General features: G+C 45.9%; 9 protein-coding genes. All 9 read right to left on the bottom strand.

Translation table 11 applies throughout. The annotated features are described in order from the left end of the window. Positions 1-32: 32 nt before the first annotated feature. Positions 33-8,975 (bottom strand): DUF8696 domain-containing protein, encoded by an 8,943-nt coding sequence (locus tag CPIN_RS11005; protein ID WP_012789863.1) that lies wholly within the window; start codon positions 8,973-8,975, stop codon positions 33-35. A 52-nt stretch (positions 8,976-9,027) separates the two neighbouring features. Then, entirely contained in the window at positions 9,028-10,311 is a 1,284-nt protein-coding gene (locus tag CPIN_RS11000; protein ID WP_012789862.1) for a DUF4302 domain-containing protein, read from the bottom strand. A gap of 33 nt (positions 10,312-10,344) precedes the next feature. Further along, entirely contained in the window at positions 10,345-11,256 is a 912-nt protein-coding gene (locus CPIN_RS10995; RefSeq protein WP_044218346.1) for a zinc-binding metallopeptidase, read from the bottom strand. 30 nt (positions 11,257-11,286) lie between these two features. After that, complete coding sequence (locus CPIN_RS10990) at positions 11,287-12,741, bottom strand: RagB/SusD family nutrient uptake outer membrane protein (protein WP_012789860.1); 1,455 nt, start codon at positions 12,739-12,741, stop codon at positions 11,287-11,289. 11 nt (positions 12,742-12,752) lie between these two features. Beyond that, positions 12,753-16,412: a SusC/RagA family TonB-linked outer membrane protein gene (locus CPIN_RS10985; RefSeq protein ID WP_012789859.1), complete on the bottom strand. Its 3,660-nt coding sequence runs from the start codon at positions 16,410-16,412 to the stop codon at positions 12,753-12,755. Positions 16,413-16,716: 304 nt separating this feature from the next. Continuing rightward, a complete protein-coding gene (locus CPIN_RS10980) occupies positions 16,717-17,724 on the bottom strand; it encodes a FecR family protein (protein ID WP_012789858.1) in 1,008 nt (335 codons plus the stop codon). Positions 17,725-17,922: 198 nt separating this feature from the next. Then, positions 17,923-18,507 carry an RNA polymerase sigma factor gene (locus CPIN_RS10975; protein ID WP_012789857.1) on the bottom strand — a complete coding sequence of 195 codons (585 nt, stop codon included), beginning with the start codon at positions 18,505-18,507 and terminating at the stop codon, positions 17,923-17,925. A 287-nt stretch (positions 18,508-18,794) separates the two neighbouring features. Next, positions 18,795-20,873 carry a T9SS type A sorting domain-containing protein gene (locus tag CPIN_RS36530; RefSeq protein ID WP_012789856.1) on the bottom strand — a complete coding sequence of 693 codons (2,079 nt, stop codon included), beginning with the start codon at positions 20,871-20,873 and terminating at the stop codon, positions 18,795-18,797. 41 nt (positions 20,874-20,914) lie between these two features. Beyond that, positions 20,915-22,084, bottom strand: coding sequence for a carbohydrate-binding protein (locus CPIN_RS10960; RefSeq protein ID WP_012789855.1), 1,170 nt, complete (start codon positions 22,082-22,084; stop codon positions 20,915-20,917). Between the last annotated feature and the right edge of the window lie 74 nt (positions 22,085-22,158).

The raw sequence follows: 22,158 nt of genomic DNA, 5'->3' as shown, positions 1-22,158 counted from the left end.
ATGTCCATTTCTCCATAAAACCATTTTTTAGATTACCTCAAGAGGTTGAGCGTACCTTTTCTTTCGATGCTGGTACCATCAGCCAATTTCAGTTTACAGATGTAGATGTATACACCGGAAGGCTGCGCCTTACCTCTGTAACTTCCATCCCATCCCAGGTTCTGATTATTGGATTCGAATATTTTCTCACCCCACTGGTTGAACACCATGAAATGAATTTCTCTTACTACAGCGCCATATACCTGCCATGTATCATTCAGACCGTCACCATTTGGCGAGAAGCCTGATGGAATGTATACGCCGTCTGGTAATGTCTTACCTGTAACAGCCTGTGACACCTTGTCCTCACAACCAGTAGCTTTCACCATCAGGGTAACTGACTGTTGTGGTTTCAGACCTTTTACTACATGTTCCAGTCCTTCACTACCGGAAGATGGCGCCGTCCAGGTTGCACCATTATCTGTAGATACCAGGTAACCTTCCGCACCTGCGATTTCATTCCAGGTGAAGCGGATCTGGTCTACACCGATGGAATCTACTTTCAGTACCGGCACCGCCAGCTGTGGTTTCACCAGTAATGTAGCTGGTGTACGTGCCACACCGGCACAACCGCCCTTGGTAGTTTCTACGTAGTATACCGCCGGACTTACCGCATCTTTGATTTCCAGGCTCGTACCTGTTATGATCAATGCACCACCGGTGGCTGAATTATACCAGCTGTAGGTAGCATTGGCATCCGGATTCTGCACGGTGAATGTGGCATCCGTATGCGCACATACAATCAATGTATCCGACGTCAGTGCAGCTGCACCTGGCTCGTTTACAACGATCTTCTTCACGGTATCTCCCACACAACCATCTTTCGTGATCACCCGCAGGGTATCTGTGTATTCACCCGCAGCAGGATATTGTTTGGTCACATTGCGTGTTTCAGCAGTCGTACCATCGCCAAACATCCATTTCCACTTGCTGATCGCTGCATTGTTTTCTGTTGTTGCTGTCCCGTTCAGTACCGCGATATCGCTGATACAGCCGTTGTAGCTGATGGCGAAGTCTACATGCGGAGCAGCCATTACTTTCACTTTCAGATAAGTAGTGATACTATTGTCACAGCTTTCGATAGCCGGGTCAGTCACTTTCACAGGAATTACATAATCACCCGGAGCAGAGAAAGAATAATCTGTCGTCAGTTGGAACTGGTAGTATGTCACACCATCTATCACCAGCGTATCGGCAGCTACCGGATTGTTGGTAACGATATCTGTTGCCGGCGCCAGGTTAGCGACTTCACTCAGCTGCCATGTCAGTGTTGATGGGATCATTGGCAGGGTAGCACTCAGTCGGAACGGCGTCTTCGCACAGGTGTAAGCATTCTTGGCAGTCGTCTGATTATTTGTATTTGTAAAGGCAGGCTGTATGTTCAGGTTCCTGATCTGCATAGCTACGTTGTAAGCATAGCTGACATTATATCCAAAACCATAAGTAATAGCGGTGAATGCAGAATCACTCTTCACAGTGCTCAGTCCTTCAGTGGCATTCCAGCGTTTCACGACTACTACATAATCAGCTCTGTTCTGATGATTAAAAGTGTAGCTGAATGTATTGCTACCATCGATCAGCAGCGAGTTCAGACCCTGTTTATGAATCACCAGGGAAATGAAATTGGCACTCACGCCTGCATCTGCATTACGATAGAAGGTAGCTTTCTTCACACCTTGTTCAACCGGTGTCAGGTAGACCATTTCTACGTCTCCACCAGCTGCGTTGCCACATGCGCCATCATTAGCGAAATATTGTGCAACGGTTACCGGTTTGTCAGCGACGATATACTCTGCTACTTTACTTTCAAACTCATAGTAGCTGTTATTTATCAAGGTACTCAGTGGCAGTTGTGCATTGTTTCTCTTCACAATCGTAGCAGGATCTTTCACCAGTACGCGATAAATGTTATTCATCAGACGAACCGGATCTGTCATACCGGAAGATGGAGCAGACATGAATGTTTTACCCCAAGACTGTACCGGCAGGTTCTGTTGTACGATGTTATCACCATCTGCACCAACTGGTCCACCGGAACCACCGCAACCAAAGGAGCTGAAGCTGTTACCGGAGAATACGGCTACCGGGTAACATTTACCTTTCTCGTTCTGTATTGAACGAACGATACTACCGGAGAGGTCATATCCCTCATTCAGGTCTTTCGATGCACCTAATACCTGGTACACTTCACCTCTGTTCAGCGTTACCTGGAATGGCACACCTGCTGCATGTCCGCCTGCTGTCAGTTGCGAAGGCGTAATCTCTACAACCGAACTGTCGTTGTCAGCGATGATGTAGAACCAGGAGAAGGCGTCTGCATCCGCATACTGACGGGCAGTCATCGGACGGTATTCATAACCGTACGTACCCACAGGTAATAACAGGGTAGCGCCTGCTGTAGACGAGCTGTACTGGTGTGCATATGCGTTGATCGGTGCATCACTTTCAATACTGATACCGAAAGGATATAAACCTTCACCAGAGAGACGGGCATCACTCAGACCGGATTTTGGTATAAAGTCGGTAGTAAAGGAACCATTTGCAGGCACTGTATAGTCTTTACCCCATGCAGTACCATTCACTTTCACTACCACGTGTGCTGCTGTAGCACCTGCTACAAAGTGCAGCGCCAGGTTCTGATCATTATCGGTAATGAAACTTCTGTCATGACCGTATGCTACCCAGAAGCGCGTACCAGTATTCGAGGTATCTGCACCAACAGGACCATTCGGTTCGAAGATCAGTTTACCTCTCAGACCGGTGAATTTATCCAGGTATTGCAGGGCGGTATCAGCAATAATGTTTCTTGCCACGTCTACCGTACTGCTGTCGTTAACGATCCAGGTATTAGCAGCATCTGTTCTGCCCAAGCGCACATTCTTCTCTCTATCCATATAACCCAGCCAGGAATCCACATAGAATTGTTCCAGGTTGAATTTATAATTACCACCACCAGTTACATCGACATCTGTATAGAAGTACATGAACGGCGTACCCTGTGCCAGATTTGGCGGAACTACACCTGAATAACGTTTCAGGTTAATAGTAGCCGGTACAGCAGTATTAGGATCCCAGGTAATTTTAGCTACCGTGTCAGACCCATAGAGGAACTGTTGTGTAATACCCGGAGCAGGTGTGGCTGGGATTGCCAGCAATACTGTAGGCACTGCTGTTGGCAGGAATTCGTACGCACCCATATCAGGCACACCTGCAGTCAGCGTTACCGGTCTTGATTTTTTGTTGATATCGTGATCGTTGCCAGAGATCTGCACGCCACGACCATGGATAGCCCACACATCAGGATTTGTTAACTCAGGTTCCAGCGTATTAATGCTTGCAAATGCAGGCTTATGTACAATGGAACTGATATCGAGGTCAGAAGCTGCAATCCAGTCAGTCAGGTTATCATAATCATCACCTGTACCACTTCTGGAGATCAGCGTCGTACCTGTTGTATAATAAGTGTTGTAGTCACTGTTGATATAGTCGCTCAGCGCAATTTCAGCTGCGAGACCACCACCTTCATTAGAGAAGATATTGTTACGCAGTTTCACGTTACCATCCGCAGGACTTGTATGGGAGATATAAGCTGTTACATTCGCGCCTACTGCTGTAGAAGCATTGTATACAGAGTTGTTGTAGTAGTTAATATTATTACCCTCGTTACTGTATAAACCGTAAGCAACTGCACCGGTGGTCTTTACAGACACTACGTTATTCACTGTGGTGTTGTAAGAAGAACCCTGGTTCGCCAGTGCCCAGATCATACCGGTATTACCAGTTACAGCAATCACCTTATTACCTTCTACAAGGCCGGTAGCTGCAGCAGAACCTTTACAATCCTGCAATGCGATACCCCAGATAGAAGTACTCAGATTGCTGATGGTGAGTGTATTGTTGATCACTTTATAAGCACTGTCACCGGAGCTCAATACGATACCATAACCAGATGCCGTCATCGGACTCTTGATATCCACAATATTCCTGGATACTACGGGCCGGCTGACAAAGTTGATGTTGATACCGCTGGCAAATACGCCGCTCACATGATTACTGTCGACTAACAATCCACGTACTTCGTCATCGTTTGAAGTACCAGAGATGTGGATACCACTTGCACCGTTTTTAATGGTATTACCAACGATCGCGATGCTTCCACCTTTGAAGTCGTCAGCAAATACGCCGATTACAGCTGTATTATCTGTGGTCGCAACCGGCACATTGATCTTACTGGTCAACAGACTATCTTTTACAGCGTTACCGCCAAATACGACTGCACGGCCATTAGTGGCATCGGTAGCAGTAATGGTGATATTCTTATAAGTGATATAGCTGGCACTATCCAGTCTCAACACATAGTTTCTGGCTGCTGTACCTGCGTAGGTCAGCGTAACAGATGCAGGATCGCCATTCTGGCTACGGAAGGTAACACGGCTGGTATCCGATGCACCAGGGATCTTATGCATATACACCTGCTCTGTATAAGTACCAGGCACTACATCAAAGATCACCTCACCTGCGATACCACATTCCATCGCTGCTACTGCCGCAACGAATGAAGGGAAGTTCCTGTTGCCGGATCCTGCCGGGTTGATCGTATAAATACCCTTGATCAGCGGCTGATTCATATTTACGAAGGCCACTTCTGACCATGCTGTGTCTGTACCGCTACATACCAGCTGACAACGGAAGTAGTTGTTAGCACCCAGTTCTGTTTTGAATCCTGGTACATAAGCGGTGTCGCTGATATATACCCATGGACCGGTAGCGGAGTAGGAAGCCTGCCATTGATAAGTCAGACGACCTGCAGTCGTATTCTCAATCAGATCCAGGCTAACCGGCGTACCCATACAGATATTGTTATTCGGAGCTACTACTGCTTTACCCGCATTGATCGGCGTCTGGCATAATGGAAGACTTATTTCATAAGCACCTACATCCGGCGTAGTCGTACTTCTGGTTCTTCCCAGGATATCTGTAGCTACACCCTGTGGCACACCGGTATTATCCATTTTATAGAATGCCGGTTGCAGATTACCATTTGGCAGGTCAGCATAAATCGGATCGTAGTCAGTTGAAGCAGAATCTTTCTGCGTAGCAGCTTTCCACTCACCCAGTGTTTTACGGTCGCCATTGAAATAGCCGGTATAGTTGTCTTTACCACCTGCTTTTACATAGTAGTTATTATTCTGTATATCGGCATCTCCGTTCAGGTAGATCGCGTATTTTTCTTCGCTACCTGTGCTGGTGACAGTGATATTGTTATTGATAAATTTGCTGGTATTACAGAAATAGATATATGCGCCATAAGCTGTGTTCCATGTTTGTACAGATCCTTCTCTGTCAATGGAGATCGTGTTATGCAACGCAATAATATTGGTAGACCATGTCAGTGAGAGACCACGGCGGCTACCGTCTACATTCATATTGTATATGATGTTATTGGCGATAGTATCCTGTTTGGTATCGTCTGCATTTACATTGTCAAAGCTGATACCATATACCGTGTTGGTTGTTGGTGAAGGCGTACCATTAGACACTGCGTTGCGAAGCACTTTCGCATTGTTATGTCTGCTGGTCAGGGAGATACCATACAGGGTCCAGTCTGAACCAGTTCTGGTCGGACGGGTCAGGATATTATCTGTAATCAGGGTAAAGCCAGTGTAAGAAGCGTAGATACCTCTGCTGTAGTAATCTTTTATTTCATTCGCGATAATGCGGTTATTGGATGTACCTGCGTTAGTGTATCCCATCACGGTGATACCGTAGTAACCACCTGAGATCTTATTCTTACTAAAGGTATTACCAACACTGAATGTATTATTGCTGGAGCTTGCTGCATCTGTCTCTGAAGTACTCATTACGATACCTGCGTGGTCTCCGCTCGTACCATCTGTTTTCGTAATAATCTCACATTTAGTGATCACGTTGCTATCTGCGTGATTGAACAGCTGAACGCCCCATCCGTAGGTCTTCGTACCGGTAGCGTCTATTCTCAGACTATCAAAAGTGATATGGTCAGCCTTACGCAGTTTGATCACCGCTTTTTCTGCCCCATCATCACTGGAATAGTGAATTGTATTACCGTTACCTCTGAATGTGATGGTATTCACAGCAGACGCACCAGGAATTGAATCCAGTATCAGTTGTTCTTCATAAGTTGTGCGGCCTGCTACCACGTTAAAGATCACCGGACCGGCAATACCACACATCATTGCCTGTTTGGCGTCATTGAAGCTGGTAAAGTTCAGACCACCGGTAGGCAATGTTTTATCGATCGTATACGTATTCGGAGCGAGTGCACCATTCACGGTCAGCAGTATCGGCGTTGAATAACTGGTATTGGCGCCACAGGTCAACGCTGCTCTGTAATACAGAGTAGAGGTGGCGATGATAGTCGTATCAGCGTATTCAGAAGAAGTACCCAGGGCTGTGTAAGTACCGCCCAGTGTCGGAGAAGTCTGCCACTGATAGGTCTGTGTCTGTCCCATAGAGTTACCCGCCAGACTTACCAGTACCGGCGTACCGGCACATACAACCTGTTTACTCAGCTGCGTGGTGCCTCCTGTCGGCGGTGTTACGCATGGCGGCGGGGTGAATTCATAGGCGCCCAGATCCGGCGCACTGATGTTACGGGCTGTATTGTTGATATCAACTGCAACGTTCACTACATTACCCCGGTTATTCAGACTGGCATTGCTGGCGGAATAGTTATCCGTAGCAATATCCTGGTACAATGGATTCACCGCAAATGAACCGGCATCCTGCTGACTGGCAGCCTGCCATTCAGGTAAAGTAGGCAGATTCTTGGTGTAGTAACCAGTGTACTTGTTAGCCGCTGTCGGCGTGATAAAGATGTCATTCTTATCAGAGATCACATCGCTATTAGGATAAGCATTACCATAATACAAACCAAACTGCGCGATATTAGAAGTAGTAGTCAGCGTGATAATGTTGTTGATAAACTCCACACCTGCTGCGCCGCCTGTCTGTATATACCCTGCTATCTTGTAACTATTATTGGTCGAAGTAGAAGTACCATCCATGGAGATGGTGTTATGATAGATCTTAACATTGCTGGCATTGCTGTTATAGATACCATAACGGTTTGCCTGACCATTCAGATTATAGATCAGGTTATTGGTCACTTCGTTTTCCAGCTGGGAAATAGCCTCAACATTCTCAAGGAAGATACCATAGAAGGAAGAAGTGGTGGTCAGCAATCCACCGAAAGGATTACTGATCCTGTTACCATCGATGATCACTTTGGTACTCAGGTCCTGTAAGTGAACAGCGGCATAAGTGGTTACGTTATCACGGGTAGGACGGCTGAACTTATTATTCTTGATCAGCGCGTTAAATGCACCGTGTACATATACCCCTCGGTAATAAGACTCTGTAATGGTATTACCAGTCACCTTATTACGCTGGTTGGCTACAGAAGAGCTACCTACCAGTGTAATACCGTAGTAACCACCGATGATAGTGTTATCGCTGAAAGTATTGTCATCACAATTGGCAGCGCCTCTTCCTACCGGATCTGTAGCGGAAGCGCTCAGCGCGATACCTACATAGCTGGAAGAAGTAATGGTCGCCTGTAAGGTGATTGTACAATTCTTGATGGTATTAAAATCAGCGTCATTCAGCAGTTGTACACCAATACCACGCTGAGAAGACGTAGTACCTTTCGGTACTATTTTGAGATTATTGAATGTGAAGTAATCTGCACCATTCAGTTTGATCACTGCCCATTCTGCTGTACTTGGCGAAAGATTGGTGATGGTCTCGCCATTACCATTGAATGTAATTGTATTAGTAGCTGATGCGCCACCCACAGGGGTAATGATCAGTTGTTCGTCATAAGGGCCGCTACCGGTTACTACATTGAATACAACCGCACTATCGATACCACATTTTATAAAGTCATAGGCTGCATTGAATGAAATAAAGTTACCGTTACCGGCAGGCGCGTTTTTATTGATCGTAAAGACACCATGTACCAGTGCAGGGCTGCTGACCTGTACAGCGGTAGAATTAGCAATGGCACCACTACCGGAACAGGTTACCACACAACGGTAGTAGGTAGTAACTGTCTGTATCTTATTAGGCAGGTATGGTGTTGTAGCACCCGTGATGTTTGTCCAGTTAACATTGTCAGTAGAAGACTGCCACTGGTAAGTCAGACCCGTAGCAGCGGTGTTTCCGCTGAGGGAAAGTGAAAATGACTGTCCGGAGCAGACAGTCGTCTGTGTCGAAACAGTCGTACCTGCCTGCGGCGTACCTGTACACGCAGCGGCAGGTGTGTAATTGAAGATGATATCAGGACGAGTGGTCATGGTACCTGTGTTGGAAACATTTGTTGTACCACAGAGGTTACCCAGGTTATCCGACCTGAATGTATGAGAGCCATTAAAACCCAGACCTGTTGTCCATCTTACACTTGGGTTATTGGTGAAGTTGTCGCCACCATTACATACTTCCACAACGATATTATCCGTACCATTCCAGAAGAAAGCGGGCAAGGTGTTGAAGGAGTTGACACCAACAACCGGCTGATAGTTCACCGGTCCGAAAACAGTTGTATTGACAGGTACCCAGCTGGCGGCATCGAGTGTCGCAATGGTAGTGCTGCCAATTTTAATAGTGTAGTCTTCAACAATACCGGTACTATTCAGGCTATTGACAGTAAACTTTACTGCGTTGATATAACCCGGTTGCATACCGGCGGCTGTCAGCTCACTGGCCCGATAAAGGAACTGTGATCGGGAACCTTCGTAATAATCCTGCAATGGACAGGGGTAACCGGTGCTACCATTGACACCGCTGTTAGACCCGATCGAGATGTCAATCTGTGCAAAAGTATGCAGACCAGATAGCAGCAACAGGATCAGGTATAAAGAAGCCTTGTATAATACAGAAACAGGCTGATTTTTCATGGCTGTTTGTTTTAAGTATTTCTTTCTTTAAATAATGCGATGGCGAATGCCATTACTGCTGCCAGGTGATCCAGGTTCTGGCATCTTTTGCATTGACCATGTCATAGGAACTTTCGCCTGTCTGCACGAAATAAAAGCCTTCACTTTCCCGATATTTGGTAATGATGTTGCCAATGGTTGCAGATTCATTTTCAGGAATCTGACCAAAGGCGAGTCCTGAAAAATCAAATGTTACGGTACCATTCGTATTGAACACTGGTGTAAAAGCGGGGCCATATGGACGCTCGGCTGGCAGTATACCTGCAAAGTCATATTCGCCATCGTAAACGGGGTAGTAAAACATGAAGTTGAAGCCGGCAATGTTTGTCACACCATAGGCATCGTCCACACCATCCACATGAAAACCGCTCAGCGAAGCCCAGTAGCTTTCAGTGGCAGCAGCACTATTGTACCAGCGTTTTCCGGCTTCTTTATCCAGTACCTGGGGTTTGATGGAACTGGTAATCACCGCACTATTCTCTCCTGCTTTCATGGTCAGACGCTGTGCTGACACATCCCATTTGATGTCAGAGAAACTGGCAAAAGACACCGCGCCATCTCTGAAAGGAGTCGTGAACGATATACCATTATTATCGAAATAATAATTAGTCCGGAACTCCTTCTCGCCATTATTGGAGATCCATTTTAAAGTAATACGACGATACAGCTGATCAACATATATATCGTACTTGTTACTTCCTACAGTCAGCAGTTTGAAATAAGTAAGGAACCGGGAAAATTTATTGAACTCCCAGTTCCGTTTTTTATCGTAATAATCCTGTGCCTCCTGCGAGGTAGCTTTAACGAAAATGGCTTTACTGCCATTCAGTCGTCCTGTAAGTTTTATGGTGTCACCATAGACGCCGTCTATGGCAAATTCGAAGTCAGAAAATAAACCCTTTCCATAGTATCCGCCATTCTTGCTGGCATCCGGATCACACAACACGTGGATATAGGAATAGGTGTCAAACAACAGACAAGGTTGCTGTAATGATTTCAGGCGGAAACTGCTGGTCCGTACAGTTACAGCAGATACCGAATCAAAATCTGAAAACATATCCACTCTGTTGCTGCTGTCAAATTTGAAATAAAAGCCAAAAGCAGTTCCTTCCAGGGCGGAAGGATATACCAGCGCTTTCCAGCCATTCGGAGCGCCTATAAGCGTTTTATTATAAGCAGCGAGTGTTTCGTTGATCCTGGTGTCTGGCGATTCATCAAATACATCATCGTACTCCTTCCGGCAGGAAGCAAGTGCGACGATGATCAGTAGAAAATATAATGATAGATTTTTTCTCATAAGGAGTGTTGATTGATCTTGGTTGATAAAGGCTTAGTAAAGCAGCTGTACGATGGATTTTCTGGTATTGTCCTGCAGACTATAGAAATCGACTTTATGGGCAGTTTTAAAGTAACTCACTACCATCGCTTCTTTCTGACGTAGCCTGTCTTTTGCCTGTGCCTGCGAACTACCATTCACACTGGTTCCTTCCGGGATGCTGTTCACTATTCTATCAAAGCCCGCTTTTCCTTCTATGAGCATCATAGCGATCATTTCTACAAAGTCTTCGTTTTCATTGGACATGGCATATGCTGTTACAAATCCGTCTTTTCTTGCTTCGGAATCAGCGATATTGTTCCAGTTACCAGTGTAATAACCGGCGCAGATCTTCTTAAATTCTACCGGGTACATCACTGTCTGATGTAGGATATGTCCGAATTCATGTTCTATTACATGAAAGATTTGCTTTACGTTTCCGGTATCGCTCTTTTTATATCCTGGCATTTCTTTCGTGCGGAAATCATTGAGCAGGTACATCACTACTTTACGACCGCCTTCTGCCGTACCCAGTGTAATGGTTCCATTGTCGTTCCAGCTGGCGCTACCTGACAGGATAAAGAATTTAGGACAATACTTCTTGAAGAAGATCGCTCCTGCTTCTCTGATGTAATTATCTATCCACACTTTTTTAATCGCCCTGATAGCGGGGATTACTACCTCTTCTCTGGGAGGCACCAGGGTCTTGGTAACATCAAACTCAAACTGGTCCCATTTATACTTTACTTCAATATTGTAGGGAACAGTCATCGTGTCGTGTAACCAGGCATCTAAAGATCCCGGTACCCAGGTATCGCCACCCAGGCCCGGGATATCTTGCACACCACTGAGGTCGTCTTCTTTCTTTGCACAGGCTGCGAATGCGGCTACTGTCAGGATCAAGAAGAATATTTTTATACGTTTCATATCTGTGAGTTCTTGTATGAATGGTTGCTATTATCTTGGATTCAATGTGATACCTGAATTAGTAGCAGAAGACGGGATCTGTAATACACGGCGTTTATCACCTGTTTCCAGTACCATCTTTGCACCTTTGTCGGTATAATGGGTAACAGCTGCTTTGTAGCGTTGAATATCAAACCAGCGGTGTCCTTCCTGTACATATTCTGCACGTTTGAAATCAAGTATGGTTTGCAGCAGACCGCCCCTTACATCGGTAATACCGTAGTAGGTCCTGATTTTAGTTTGTGTAATTCTGTGTGAAGCGGCGTTGTAGTTAGTGATACGTTTGCTGGCGAAGAGATTCAGGTCAGTCAGTACGTCATTATTGTTACCGAGATAAGCATTGGCTTCTGCCCTGTTAAACAATACTTCTTCTGTAGTGAACAGCGGTATCATTACATAAGGATCTCCGATCGTTGCGTTTACGGATGCTTTTACGAAATACTCCGTCAGTTTTGGTACGAAGTAATCTCTTGTACCGTAGTAGTATAATGGATATGCATAGCTGCCACCGCTTACATTACTACCCAGTATTTCAATCTGTTTATTATAGGTCAGTCCGTATCTGTATTGGGCTACATACCTGCCATACATAGACTGGGTTTCTACCAGCAGCAGGTTCGCCTTTTCTGTTGCCTTAGCGTAGGTATCCCAGATGGCAGCAGGACTGAGTGTTTTATAGGTCGTATTCCATGGGCGCATATTGCTGGCCAGGTCATTGTTAGGGAATACCTGGTTAGCATATTCCAGCACCTTCTGGTAGTCTTTCTTAAAGAGATAAAACCTGGTAGCGAATGCGTAAGTGGCTGACTTATTGAAATGATAGCGCGGTACTGCATAATTTTCATCACTGATCAGTGCCAGACCTGCGAGCAGATCTTTCTCGATCATCTGATAAGTATAGGCGACTGTCTTACGCTCATATTGTTTATTCACCACTTTCTCCGGTTCCGTTACGTAGGGAATACCCGGATCAGTAGCGGCGGTTGCTTCGTCGTAGAATTTAGAGAAAAACGTTACCAGCATAAAGTGTGCATAGGCTCTTGCCACCAGTGCTTCTCCTTTCTGTGCGGTGTAACGGCTTTTATCGGGAGCTGCCTCGCAGGCTTTCAATGCATTGTTTGCCGCCGCGATAGCAGCATAGCAGGCCTGCCAGTAGTATTCCGGAGAATCCTGTTCCGTAGCGGATACATCATTGAAGAAATAAGGATCGAGGTTCGTTCTGTCAGTAACACCGGCGCCCTTATCTTCCACATTGTCAGACATGGCTTCTGCAAACACAATATAGTTGGCCTGAGGATAAGCGGTACCCAGTAACTGGGATACCTTTGCAGGTGAATCCAGTTCTGTCCAGGTACTATCCGGCGACTTATCCAGATATTTATTACATCCGGCCATGGCTATCAAACATCCTGCGATAATAGATGCTCTTGTAAAAAATTTCGTCATAACCATCTTATTTAGAAACCTGCTTTTAAGGATAGTGTAAATTGTTTCTGTATCGGCTGCGCAACACCACCTGTGTTGAAGAACTCAGGATCCTGTCCTCTCAGCTTTTTGTCAGCATAGATCAGCCATGGATTGATAGCCGCTCCAGTTACTGAGATATTGCTGAAAGCTGTTTTTCTCAATACAGGTGCTGGTACCAGCCAGGTCAGTGATACCGTTTTCAGGCGGATCATATCTCCCTTTGCTACCCTGGCAGTTGAATAGTTATAGTTATTGTAAGGATAAGCACCACCCAGGAACGCCTGCTCGAGTCCATCCAGGATAGAAGGTGTCTGTGTTTCCTTCTCATCACCCGGCATTATCCAGCGGTCATAAAATTCTTTTGGCATTGCATCCAGGTCGGAGTAAGCTGTTTTGAATGCAGGATAGAGTCTGATCTTGTTGCCCCATTGATAAGTCACAAATACGTTCAGTGACAAACTCTTATAGTGGAAGGTGTTATTTACACCACCATTTACAGGAGGGTCTACAGGGCCCTGGTATACCAGGTGATCCGTGTTCAGGTCCTGCAGGAATACATCCTTGCTCAGGCCACCATGCTGGTCAACAAACTGTGGTGCACCGGTGTGCGGATCCAGTCCTTTATATTCAAGGGAGAAAAGACCCCTTACAGGATAACCTTCTTTGTTACCACCTTCTGCTACTACGAGGTCGAAGATGCGCGGGATGTTCTTCGCATTGGTGATCTTATTGGTATTATAACCGAAGGTCACGCTGGTTTTCCATCCCCAGTTCTTACGTTTGATGATATCGCCGCCTACGAGCAGTTCTATACCTTTCGATTTCATATCTGCGTAGTTGGCTGCTTTGAACGTTTCACCACCGATACCGGATGTTTTGATGATACTGATCAGGTCAAAACTATTACGACGGTATGCATCGATGGAGAAGTTCAGTCGTCTGTTGAGGAGCGTACCATCCAGACCGATGTTAGTCGTGTAGAGTTTTTCCCATGTCAGGTCATCATTCTGAAGGTGAGCGATCTTGATCACTGATTCTACTTCATCGAGGTGTGTTCTTTTCGTGTTAACTGTCTGGAATACGATATTGGAGTTGGTAGCGGGGCCAAGACTTGCCGTCAGACCGTAACTTCCTCTCAGCGCCAGGTAATCTACCCAGCCCAGGTCCTGTACGAAATCTTCTTTATCGATATTCCAGGAACCAGACACGCTCCATGTTGGTAACCAGCGGGCGCTCTTGGAGCGTCCCAGTCTGTTGGAACCATCGTAGCGGGTAGTACCGGTCAGGTTATACTTACCATCCAGTCCATAGGTAGCGGTTGCAAAGAAGGCCGCAAAGCGGTCATAATCCTTGGCCATACCATAATATGGGAAGCTGCTCTCTATGGTCTGTTTAAGGATACGGTAGTCGGTAAAAGGTACCCCACCATTATTATACTGGTAGCCGTAACCTGTATTGGATGAATTCTGACGGTCTGCATATTTTACCTGCTGACCCACCATTGCCGTAATACTATGACGTTGATTGATCGTTGTGCTATAATTCAGACTATTACGGAAATCGAAGTTGAGCAGCTGGTCTTCTGTACGGTTATAGAAACCACCATAAGGCAATACGATCACCGGTAATGCATCCGGATTATTCGGATCGCGGTAAAGGAATTTGTTATTTTCCGCGATTGTCGCATTGTCCGCTGCACGATAAGCGTTGGCCATGTTACTGTTCTCCGTGATCTGGTGTTCGCGGGAGGATTTCACATAACGAAGCGCGCCTACAAATTCGTAACGCAGGTTTTTAGTCACCTTCCAGGATACATCACCCTGAAGACGCAGGTCCATCATACTCAGGTTCAGGTAGTTATTAGCCGATTCATTAATAATGTTGAATGGCGCATAATTCCTTCTGAAATATTCGAGTTTTCCGTCCTGATCATAGGCTGTCAGGGTACGGCTGGTGTTAAGGGCATAACTGAACGGATTAATGTCAAAATCGCGATCGTATTGCCCTTCTACAGGGTTACTGGTACGGGACAGTGCACCCGGCGCTCTTTGCTGACGGGCAGAACCCAGTACAGAGAAACCGGTGCTCACTTTTTCAGAGATCTTGTAGTTATTACGGAAGTTCAGCGTATAACGGCTTACTTTATCTGCAATGGTCCAGCCGTTGTCATGATAAAAGCTGGTAGAGAAATAGGACTGACCCTTGTCATTACCGTTAGAGATACTCAGGGAATGTTCCTGTATGAAGCTTGTCTTAAACAGGATATCAAACCAATCAGTATTAGCCGAAGCGTAACGTTCCAGGAATTTGCGTTTTGCAGCGGGCGTATTTTCCAGTGGGAAATTACCTTTATCATCTGCGTTCAGCATTTCATACATCTTACCGTATACGCCGATATCGCCACGGGAAAGTATATCGGAAGTGAGCATGCCCTTCCGCTCCAGCTCTGCCAGTACTGACATCTGCTGGGCGGAGTTCATGATATTATAGTTGTTATAGTTAGGCTTCAGCTGAGTGCTGTAATTACCACTGTAGGTAACGACAGGTTTTAAACCGGAACGTCCTTTCTTGGTAGTGATCACCACTACGCCGTTCATCGCACGTGCGCCGTATAATGCGGTAGCTGCCGCATCTTTGAGGATGTCGAAGCTTTCAATATCGTTCGGGTTCAGACCTGCTACAGCAGAACCCAGCAATGTGGTCGGGTCGCCGCTGGACAGCTGGTCGTTAGAGATATTCACTACATCTTCCAGTACCACGTTATCAACTACCCACAGTGGTTTGTTATCACCATTGATGGAGGTAGCGCCACGTACGCGTATTTTAGGCGCTGTACCAAAAGTGCTGGACACGTTCTGTATCGCCACACCAGCCACACGTCCTTCCAGCATACGGCTTACATCTGCCATACCATCGATCTTGGCTTCATCCATTTTAATACGGGCAGCAGCACCGGAGAATTTGCTTTTATCAATATCCTGGAAACCTGTCACTACTACTTCCTGCAGTTTGGTTGTTTTCTCTTTCAGCTGAATGTTGATTACGCCATTTTTATAAGCGGCAACACTCACTTCTTCCTGCTGATATCCGGTAAAATTGAATACCAGTATGGCATCGGCAGGAACGCCTTTCAATTGAAAAAAACCTTTTTCATCAGTAGTAGTACCACGGTTAGTCCCTTTAATAATAATAGCTACGCCGGGTAGTGCCTCATTTTTTGGGGACGCCACCGTACCTCTTATGTCCTGGGTACGGGGTGCTACCTGGCGTTCGCTTTCCGGTACGGAGAGGCCTTCCATTTTTTTTTCAACGGGCCGGATCACTACACGGTCGTATACAACCGTATAGGAAAGTGATAGTGGCTTAAGCAGCTTTTTAAGGAGGTCGCTCACTTTTTCATTGTGAGCGTTTACATCTACCTTATTGCCGACAATCGTTTTGTTGCCTGCATAGATAAAAGAGACTTCTGCGAGATTACCGATCTGGTCGAGTGCTTCTTTCAGCAACACATTTTTCAGTTCCAGAGAAATCTTCTTGTCGAGCGCATCCTGTATTCCTGAAGCATTTGCGGGAACTGCGATGGCCTGTGACAACAGGATCAGCAGCGCAAGCACGGTCAGGCGGAGGGATAGGGTTGCCTTCTTCAGCATTTCGTGTATGATTTGATTTTGGTTCGGTTCGGGAAATAGCATTCCATTACCAGTCCTTGCGGGACCAGGGCAATAGGGCACCAGCTGCGGTGCAGTTCAATTTTTATCGTTACTGAGTTAACTCAAATAGGGTATAGTTAACCGGATGGCGTTCTTTCCTGAGTCGTCATAAAGCGATTTAGTTTGGTTGTGTGCAATATTTAATCTACGTATAATAAAATAACAAGCTGGCTAGCATACATGTGTATGCTCAGTACATTCTAAGGCATCAGGCAGGTTAACTGTTGGCGATGTGTCTTTTGTCCTATTGACAGTTACCTCCGGCAATCATATAGCCGTTTCCATTTTTATCCTTATTGATTTTGGCGTTCAGCGACACTGCGATCAGATCGAGTGCCTTCTCCAGGTCATCCACAATGTTTACATCTCCATAAAATGCACAGTGCTGTATTCGTTTATCTAATCTGATCTCCGCGTTATAATATCTCTGCAGGTCGTTTACTACTTTTATAAGTTCTTCTCCATCATATACAAACCGTCCTTGTTGTTTCTGCGAATAAAACCGTGCATCATCTGTGGCATCAGACATTTCAAGCAGATGCGTGTCCTTGTTATATACCGCACTCTTGTTGGCTGTCAGGATCAGCTCCTTTCCCTGCTGGTTCTCCTCTCCTTTTGCCTCCACCTGTACCATACCATTCAGCACCACTACTTTTGCCTCAGAACTGTTTCTCACCTCCATATTAAAAGAGGTACCCAATACCCTGGTGCTGATCAGCGATGATGCTACAATAAATGGATGTGCATCATCTTTTTCTACCTTAAACAGTGCCTCACCTGTCAGTGTCACATTACGTTCTTCTTTACCATAGCTGGTAGCATACTGTATAGTCGTTCCGGGTTCCAGATACACAATAGTCCCATCGGGCAGTGTAAATGTCTTCCGTTGTTTCTCCGCTGTAACTAAAAGCTGTTTTACGGGTTTTCTGAACAGGCTCAGAATGCCTGCTCCTGCAACCAGGATAATAATGGCGGCAGCAGCTACTTTCCAGCGACTGAACCACATACTTCTCACAACAGCGCCCTTCGGTAAGCTGATGCGCTGATGTATCTGCTCCAGTATGCGCGCTGAGTGTTCTCGTTCCAATACTGGGTCTGTGCTTTGCAGGTCAGCCTCATATGCTGCTGATGCTGCATCCTTCAGATCCGTTAGATCGTTCTCATTTAAATACTGCAGCAGCCAATCCCGGTCTTCCTGTTTCCACTCCTTTTGTTGCAACAGTTGCTTTAGGTATTCCTTCCTGTTCTGCACTATTTTAATGATTATTTAACCTAAATACGGCGCTCCTCAGTATATGGGTGGGTGTGTTTACGAAATTTGTTACATATTCTTATTAATAATGTGTCCACGGTGATTTTGGTTGATAATTGACATATGTTTCTAGTTGTACAACAGCACTGACCTTGCTTTTCGTTATCATGCAAGGGCAGGCTGTCACGGGTTTACGAACTAATTCTTCAGGAACAACAGCAGCAACAACACATATTTGTGCTCCTTGTTCTTCTGAATGTATTCATTAATACGGGTCATCGCGATGGATAAATGCTCTTTGACGGTGTTCCTGGAAATCTTCATTTCTTCTGCTACTTCATCGTATGTTTTACCTTCGAGTTTACATAGGGTGACAATCCTCTGTTTCTTGGGAGACAACTGTGAGATGGCTTCTTCCAGCAGGTGATACTGGTCTTCATAAGCACCGGGATTGTTTTCCCAGTCGCCTGCGTCAATCTTCAGATTGTATAACTCCTTATGAAAAGTATGCTCGCGTAGTTTCTTTCTCAGATAATCTACTGATAGATTAAAACTGATTACAAACAACCAGCCGGCTACAGACTGACCGGCATTAATATCTTTCCTCTTTTCCCACAACCTGGCATAGACCTCCTGCAAAATATCTTCTGTTGCAATGGGCTCCTTAACAAACTTGAAAATATTTCGGTAGACTGCCTGGTGGTATTTCCAGTACAGGGCATCAAAGGCTGTTACATCATCGGCAAGTAATTTAATAACTAACTCGGCATCTTGTGTATTCATATCACGTCGTTTATATAATTCGCCCCTCTCGGTACAAATTATACGGCAGTTTTAATGGCTCCGGGTTTTCATTACAATGTTTTCTCCATCTTTTCGACATATAAAATAGTAACAATTCTTTTTATTGTATAGCATTTTATAACAAAAAATTAAATTAAAAGTATTTGAAATGTATTTACTGCTGTAGAAAAGGAGAAAACAAAAAAGGCAAAAAACAGAAGCCCCACCATTTCTAGGTGTTACTCCCGTTTTTTGCCCTTAAATGATCCTGTCAGACAGGAAAATTATTACTGCTTGATGATCTTTCTGATCTCGGTATCCTTACCGTTAAAGATCTTAATCAGGTAAACGCCGGTTCCAACGTTTGACAGATCAATCCTTTCGCCATTTACAATACGTTTCGCCGGTAATACGGTTTTACCGTCCAGAGCGAACACACTTACATAGAGATAACCCTCTTTCGTAGTCGCTGTAGTTCTCACAACCACTTCATTTACAAACGGATTCGGCAACACATTTAGGGTTGCATTCAGTTTGCTGTCAGCAGCTTCTTCTGTTTTCACCTTCTCAATATACTGTATAGTACCTGCTGTACGTGCAGCGGCAGCGGTTGATGGCTGTACTATGACAGATGAGGTCCAGTCATTCAGATTAAGCGGTGCACCATTTAATGAGAGGTCTACCAGGCAGGAGAAATCTCCTCTGAACAGGTAAGCATCCCCGCCGAAATTGTCGTGCTGATAGAGGATCACCTCATATCCGCTGGCCACTTTCAGCGAGGAAATGTCATCATTCACGACACCTCTTGCCTGCAACTGAGACAAGGTATAGCTACCTACCGGCAGGGTTACCGCATAACCGCCATAATTACAGTCTTTATATACTGTAGCGGCCGCGCCTGTAGCAGAAGCAATAGAACCGGTGATCGCATAGCTACCCAGTGAACCATAGTTAGAATAACCTGTATTCAGCGGATTCAGATAACCGGTACCCGTTACAGATACATAGTAAGTACCAGCACTCAGGTTGGCGCTGATCGCAGCAGAAAGGTCGTTTGGATTGCTGGTAGCTACCACGCCGCCGCCACTATTATATAATGTAGCCAGTATATCCAGGTTAGGATGACGGGTAGGTGTAGCAAAATTCAGTGATAATGCACCACCACCGGTAGTGAAGCTATAGAAATCCACATCGCCGGTACGCTCGATTACTCCATTGGTGTTAACAGCGCCGCCGGTGTTAACAGTCAGTGCAGATGCAGCACCGATAGAACCGCCTGCATCGTCTGTTCTGTAACCTACACCATAAGTGCTGCTGGAAATTTTAGCCAGGTCATCTTCCAGCTGGTTAGCGCTGGCGTATTCGCCTTTGCTCCACTGTACAACAGGTACATAATAACCTACACCCATAATAGGCGCCCAGTTACCATGACCGGCATAATAACCTTCTGAAGGGCTGGTACGGCCATCATGACCCAGACCGAAAGTGTGGCCTACTTCATGGGAAGCAGCATCGCCGGCACCTTTTACACCACCGTTGAATACCCAGCAAGGTGTTTCATTACCCCAGTTGAATGAACCGATGTATGCCACGCCACCTGCTCCAGGAGCAGCTGTATTGGTAGGCGTGAAGATGCAACGCATTCTTCTGTTGGCAGGATAGCTATTATATACTGCTTCGCTGTTAGTGATATTCAGGTTGAAAGGACGGAAGTCTTCACTTACCAGTTCCCATACTTCCAGCTGTTGTGCTTCTGTTAATGTAGCTGCTGCTGCATTGATCGGGTTACCGTTGTTCCACAGGGTACCGGATACATACTGTCCGTCGAAATCCAGCAGTACAACACCGTTAGCACCCGGGCGGCTTTGCAGTTCGCCAAGGGCCAGTGCAACATCATTCGCGCTGGCCGTTCTGCCGGCTGTTTCCTGTGGCGCCTTATTATAATCGATACACAACAGTGAATCCAGGGACACTTCTTTTACAAAAGCAGTTCCGGTATTGTCGGTATAGTATTTATACCCTTTTTTGCTGTTACGCAGGATAATGTTACCAGTAACGTTACCATCCTTTACCTGGAGGAAGAAGGAAGAACCTGGTACGTTTTCGATCTCACCAATCATAGATTCCATGTTCTTACCATCAGTACGACGGGTATTTACTTTACCGGTCAGCACGGTGCCCGGACCTACTTTCAGTTCGGCAGCGCTTACCAGTCTTGCATGTGGTTTTGTAGCCTGGGTACGGATATCCTGCAGGAGACCGGCAGGTGTTCCGAGACGATAGGGTTCTTTCTGCTGTGCAAAAGTAACAGCGGTTGCCATTAACGCCAGAGACGTGCCGGCTATATATTTTAACATTTTGCTCATAGGGTAAAACTGTTTGAAGATGTTGGTTAAAAGATGATGGTTTACAATTTGGTGATGCGGAACCAGTTAATGTTGAAGCCGCCGGTCTGCGCAAACAGACCAAAATTATAAGTGCCTGCGTTGATCGTCACGTTGTGGGAGATCGTGGTCCAGTTCTGCCATCCGCCGGTAGACGGAACATCCAGGTAACCGAGCACATTTGCACCCGCATTAACGTCAAGCGACAAACGTCCGCCACCAGTCTGGCTGGCAACGCGATATTCTACTTTATAAGTACCGCTTGTAGGAATGGTCACTGATGGATAAGCCATCCAGTCACCTGTTTCAATGTAACCGACATTTGATCCTCCGCCTGCGTCAGTAGTAGGTTCTATTTGAACGCCGGACATAGAGCTATAAGATTCGGCCTGAATAGTCGTGGAAAATGGATTGTTGTTGCCACCTGAATTCTGGTATACGCGCACATAGTCTACGTACATTTTTGCAGGCAGCGCTGCATTGTTCACTGTAAAGCCGGGCCAGTTACCGCCAATGGCAAAATTCAGCAGGATGAAGAAGTCGCGGTGAAACTCTTCTGTACTGCCTACATTACCGGCAATGTTGATAACGTTAAACTGAACGCCGTCTACGAACCATTTAATGGCATTGGCGTCCCATTCGATACTGTAAACGTGGTAACCTGTTACACCTACCGGCGTAGAGCTGCCATAGGAAGCATAACCTCCATTGGTGCCGGTCCAGTGTACGGTACCGTGTACATTGGCATCTGTGTTAACGTGTTCCATAATATCGATCTCTCCGCTGGACGGCCATCCTACGGAAGTGATATTACTGCCAAGCATCCAGAACGCGGGCCAGGAGCCCTGGAAAGATGGCATGGCGATACGGGCTTCGATCTTACCGTATGTCCAGGATTTTCTGCCCTGGGTTTTCATACGGGCAGAAGTGTAATTCATACCACCAAAGCTTTCCTGCTTTGCGGTGATCACCAGCTGACCATTTTCGATGGTCGCATTTTCGCGGCGATAGTATTCCAGTTCATTGTTTCCCCAGCCACCGGAACCGGTGCCGGTTTCAAATACCCAGTCAGGGCCTATACTGTTCGTGAATTCGTCCTGCCAGACCAGCTGCCAGTTCTGGGCTGACGCGACACTACTACCGAGTGCCAGACCAGCGGTTAACATAAGGGTCATCTTTAATGATCGCATCATACGGGTTTTTGTTTTAAATGGTTAATAAAAAGGGACTTGTAAATAAGGGAAACACTCTTTGCCGGAGGCAGGCG

The sequence above is a fragment of the Chitinophaga pinensis DSM 2588 genome, from assembly GCF_000024005.1.
GTDB classification, from domain to species: domain Bacteria; phylum Bacteroidota; class Bacteroidia; order Chitinophagales; family Chitinophagaceae; genus Chitinophaga; species Chitinophaga pinensis.
The sequence above is the reverse complement of the archived record's forward strand: the minus strand, read 5'-3'. Positions and strand labels throughout refer to the sequence as shown.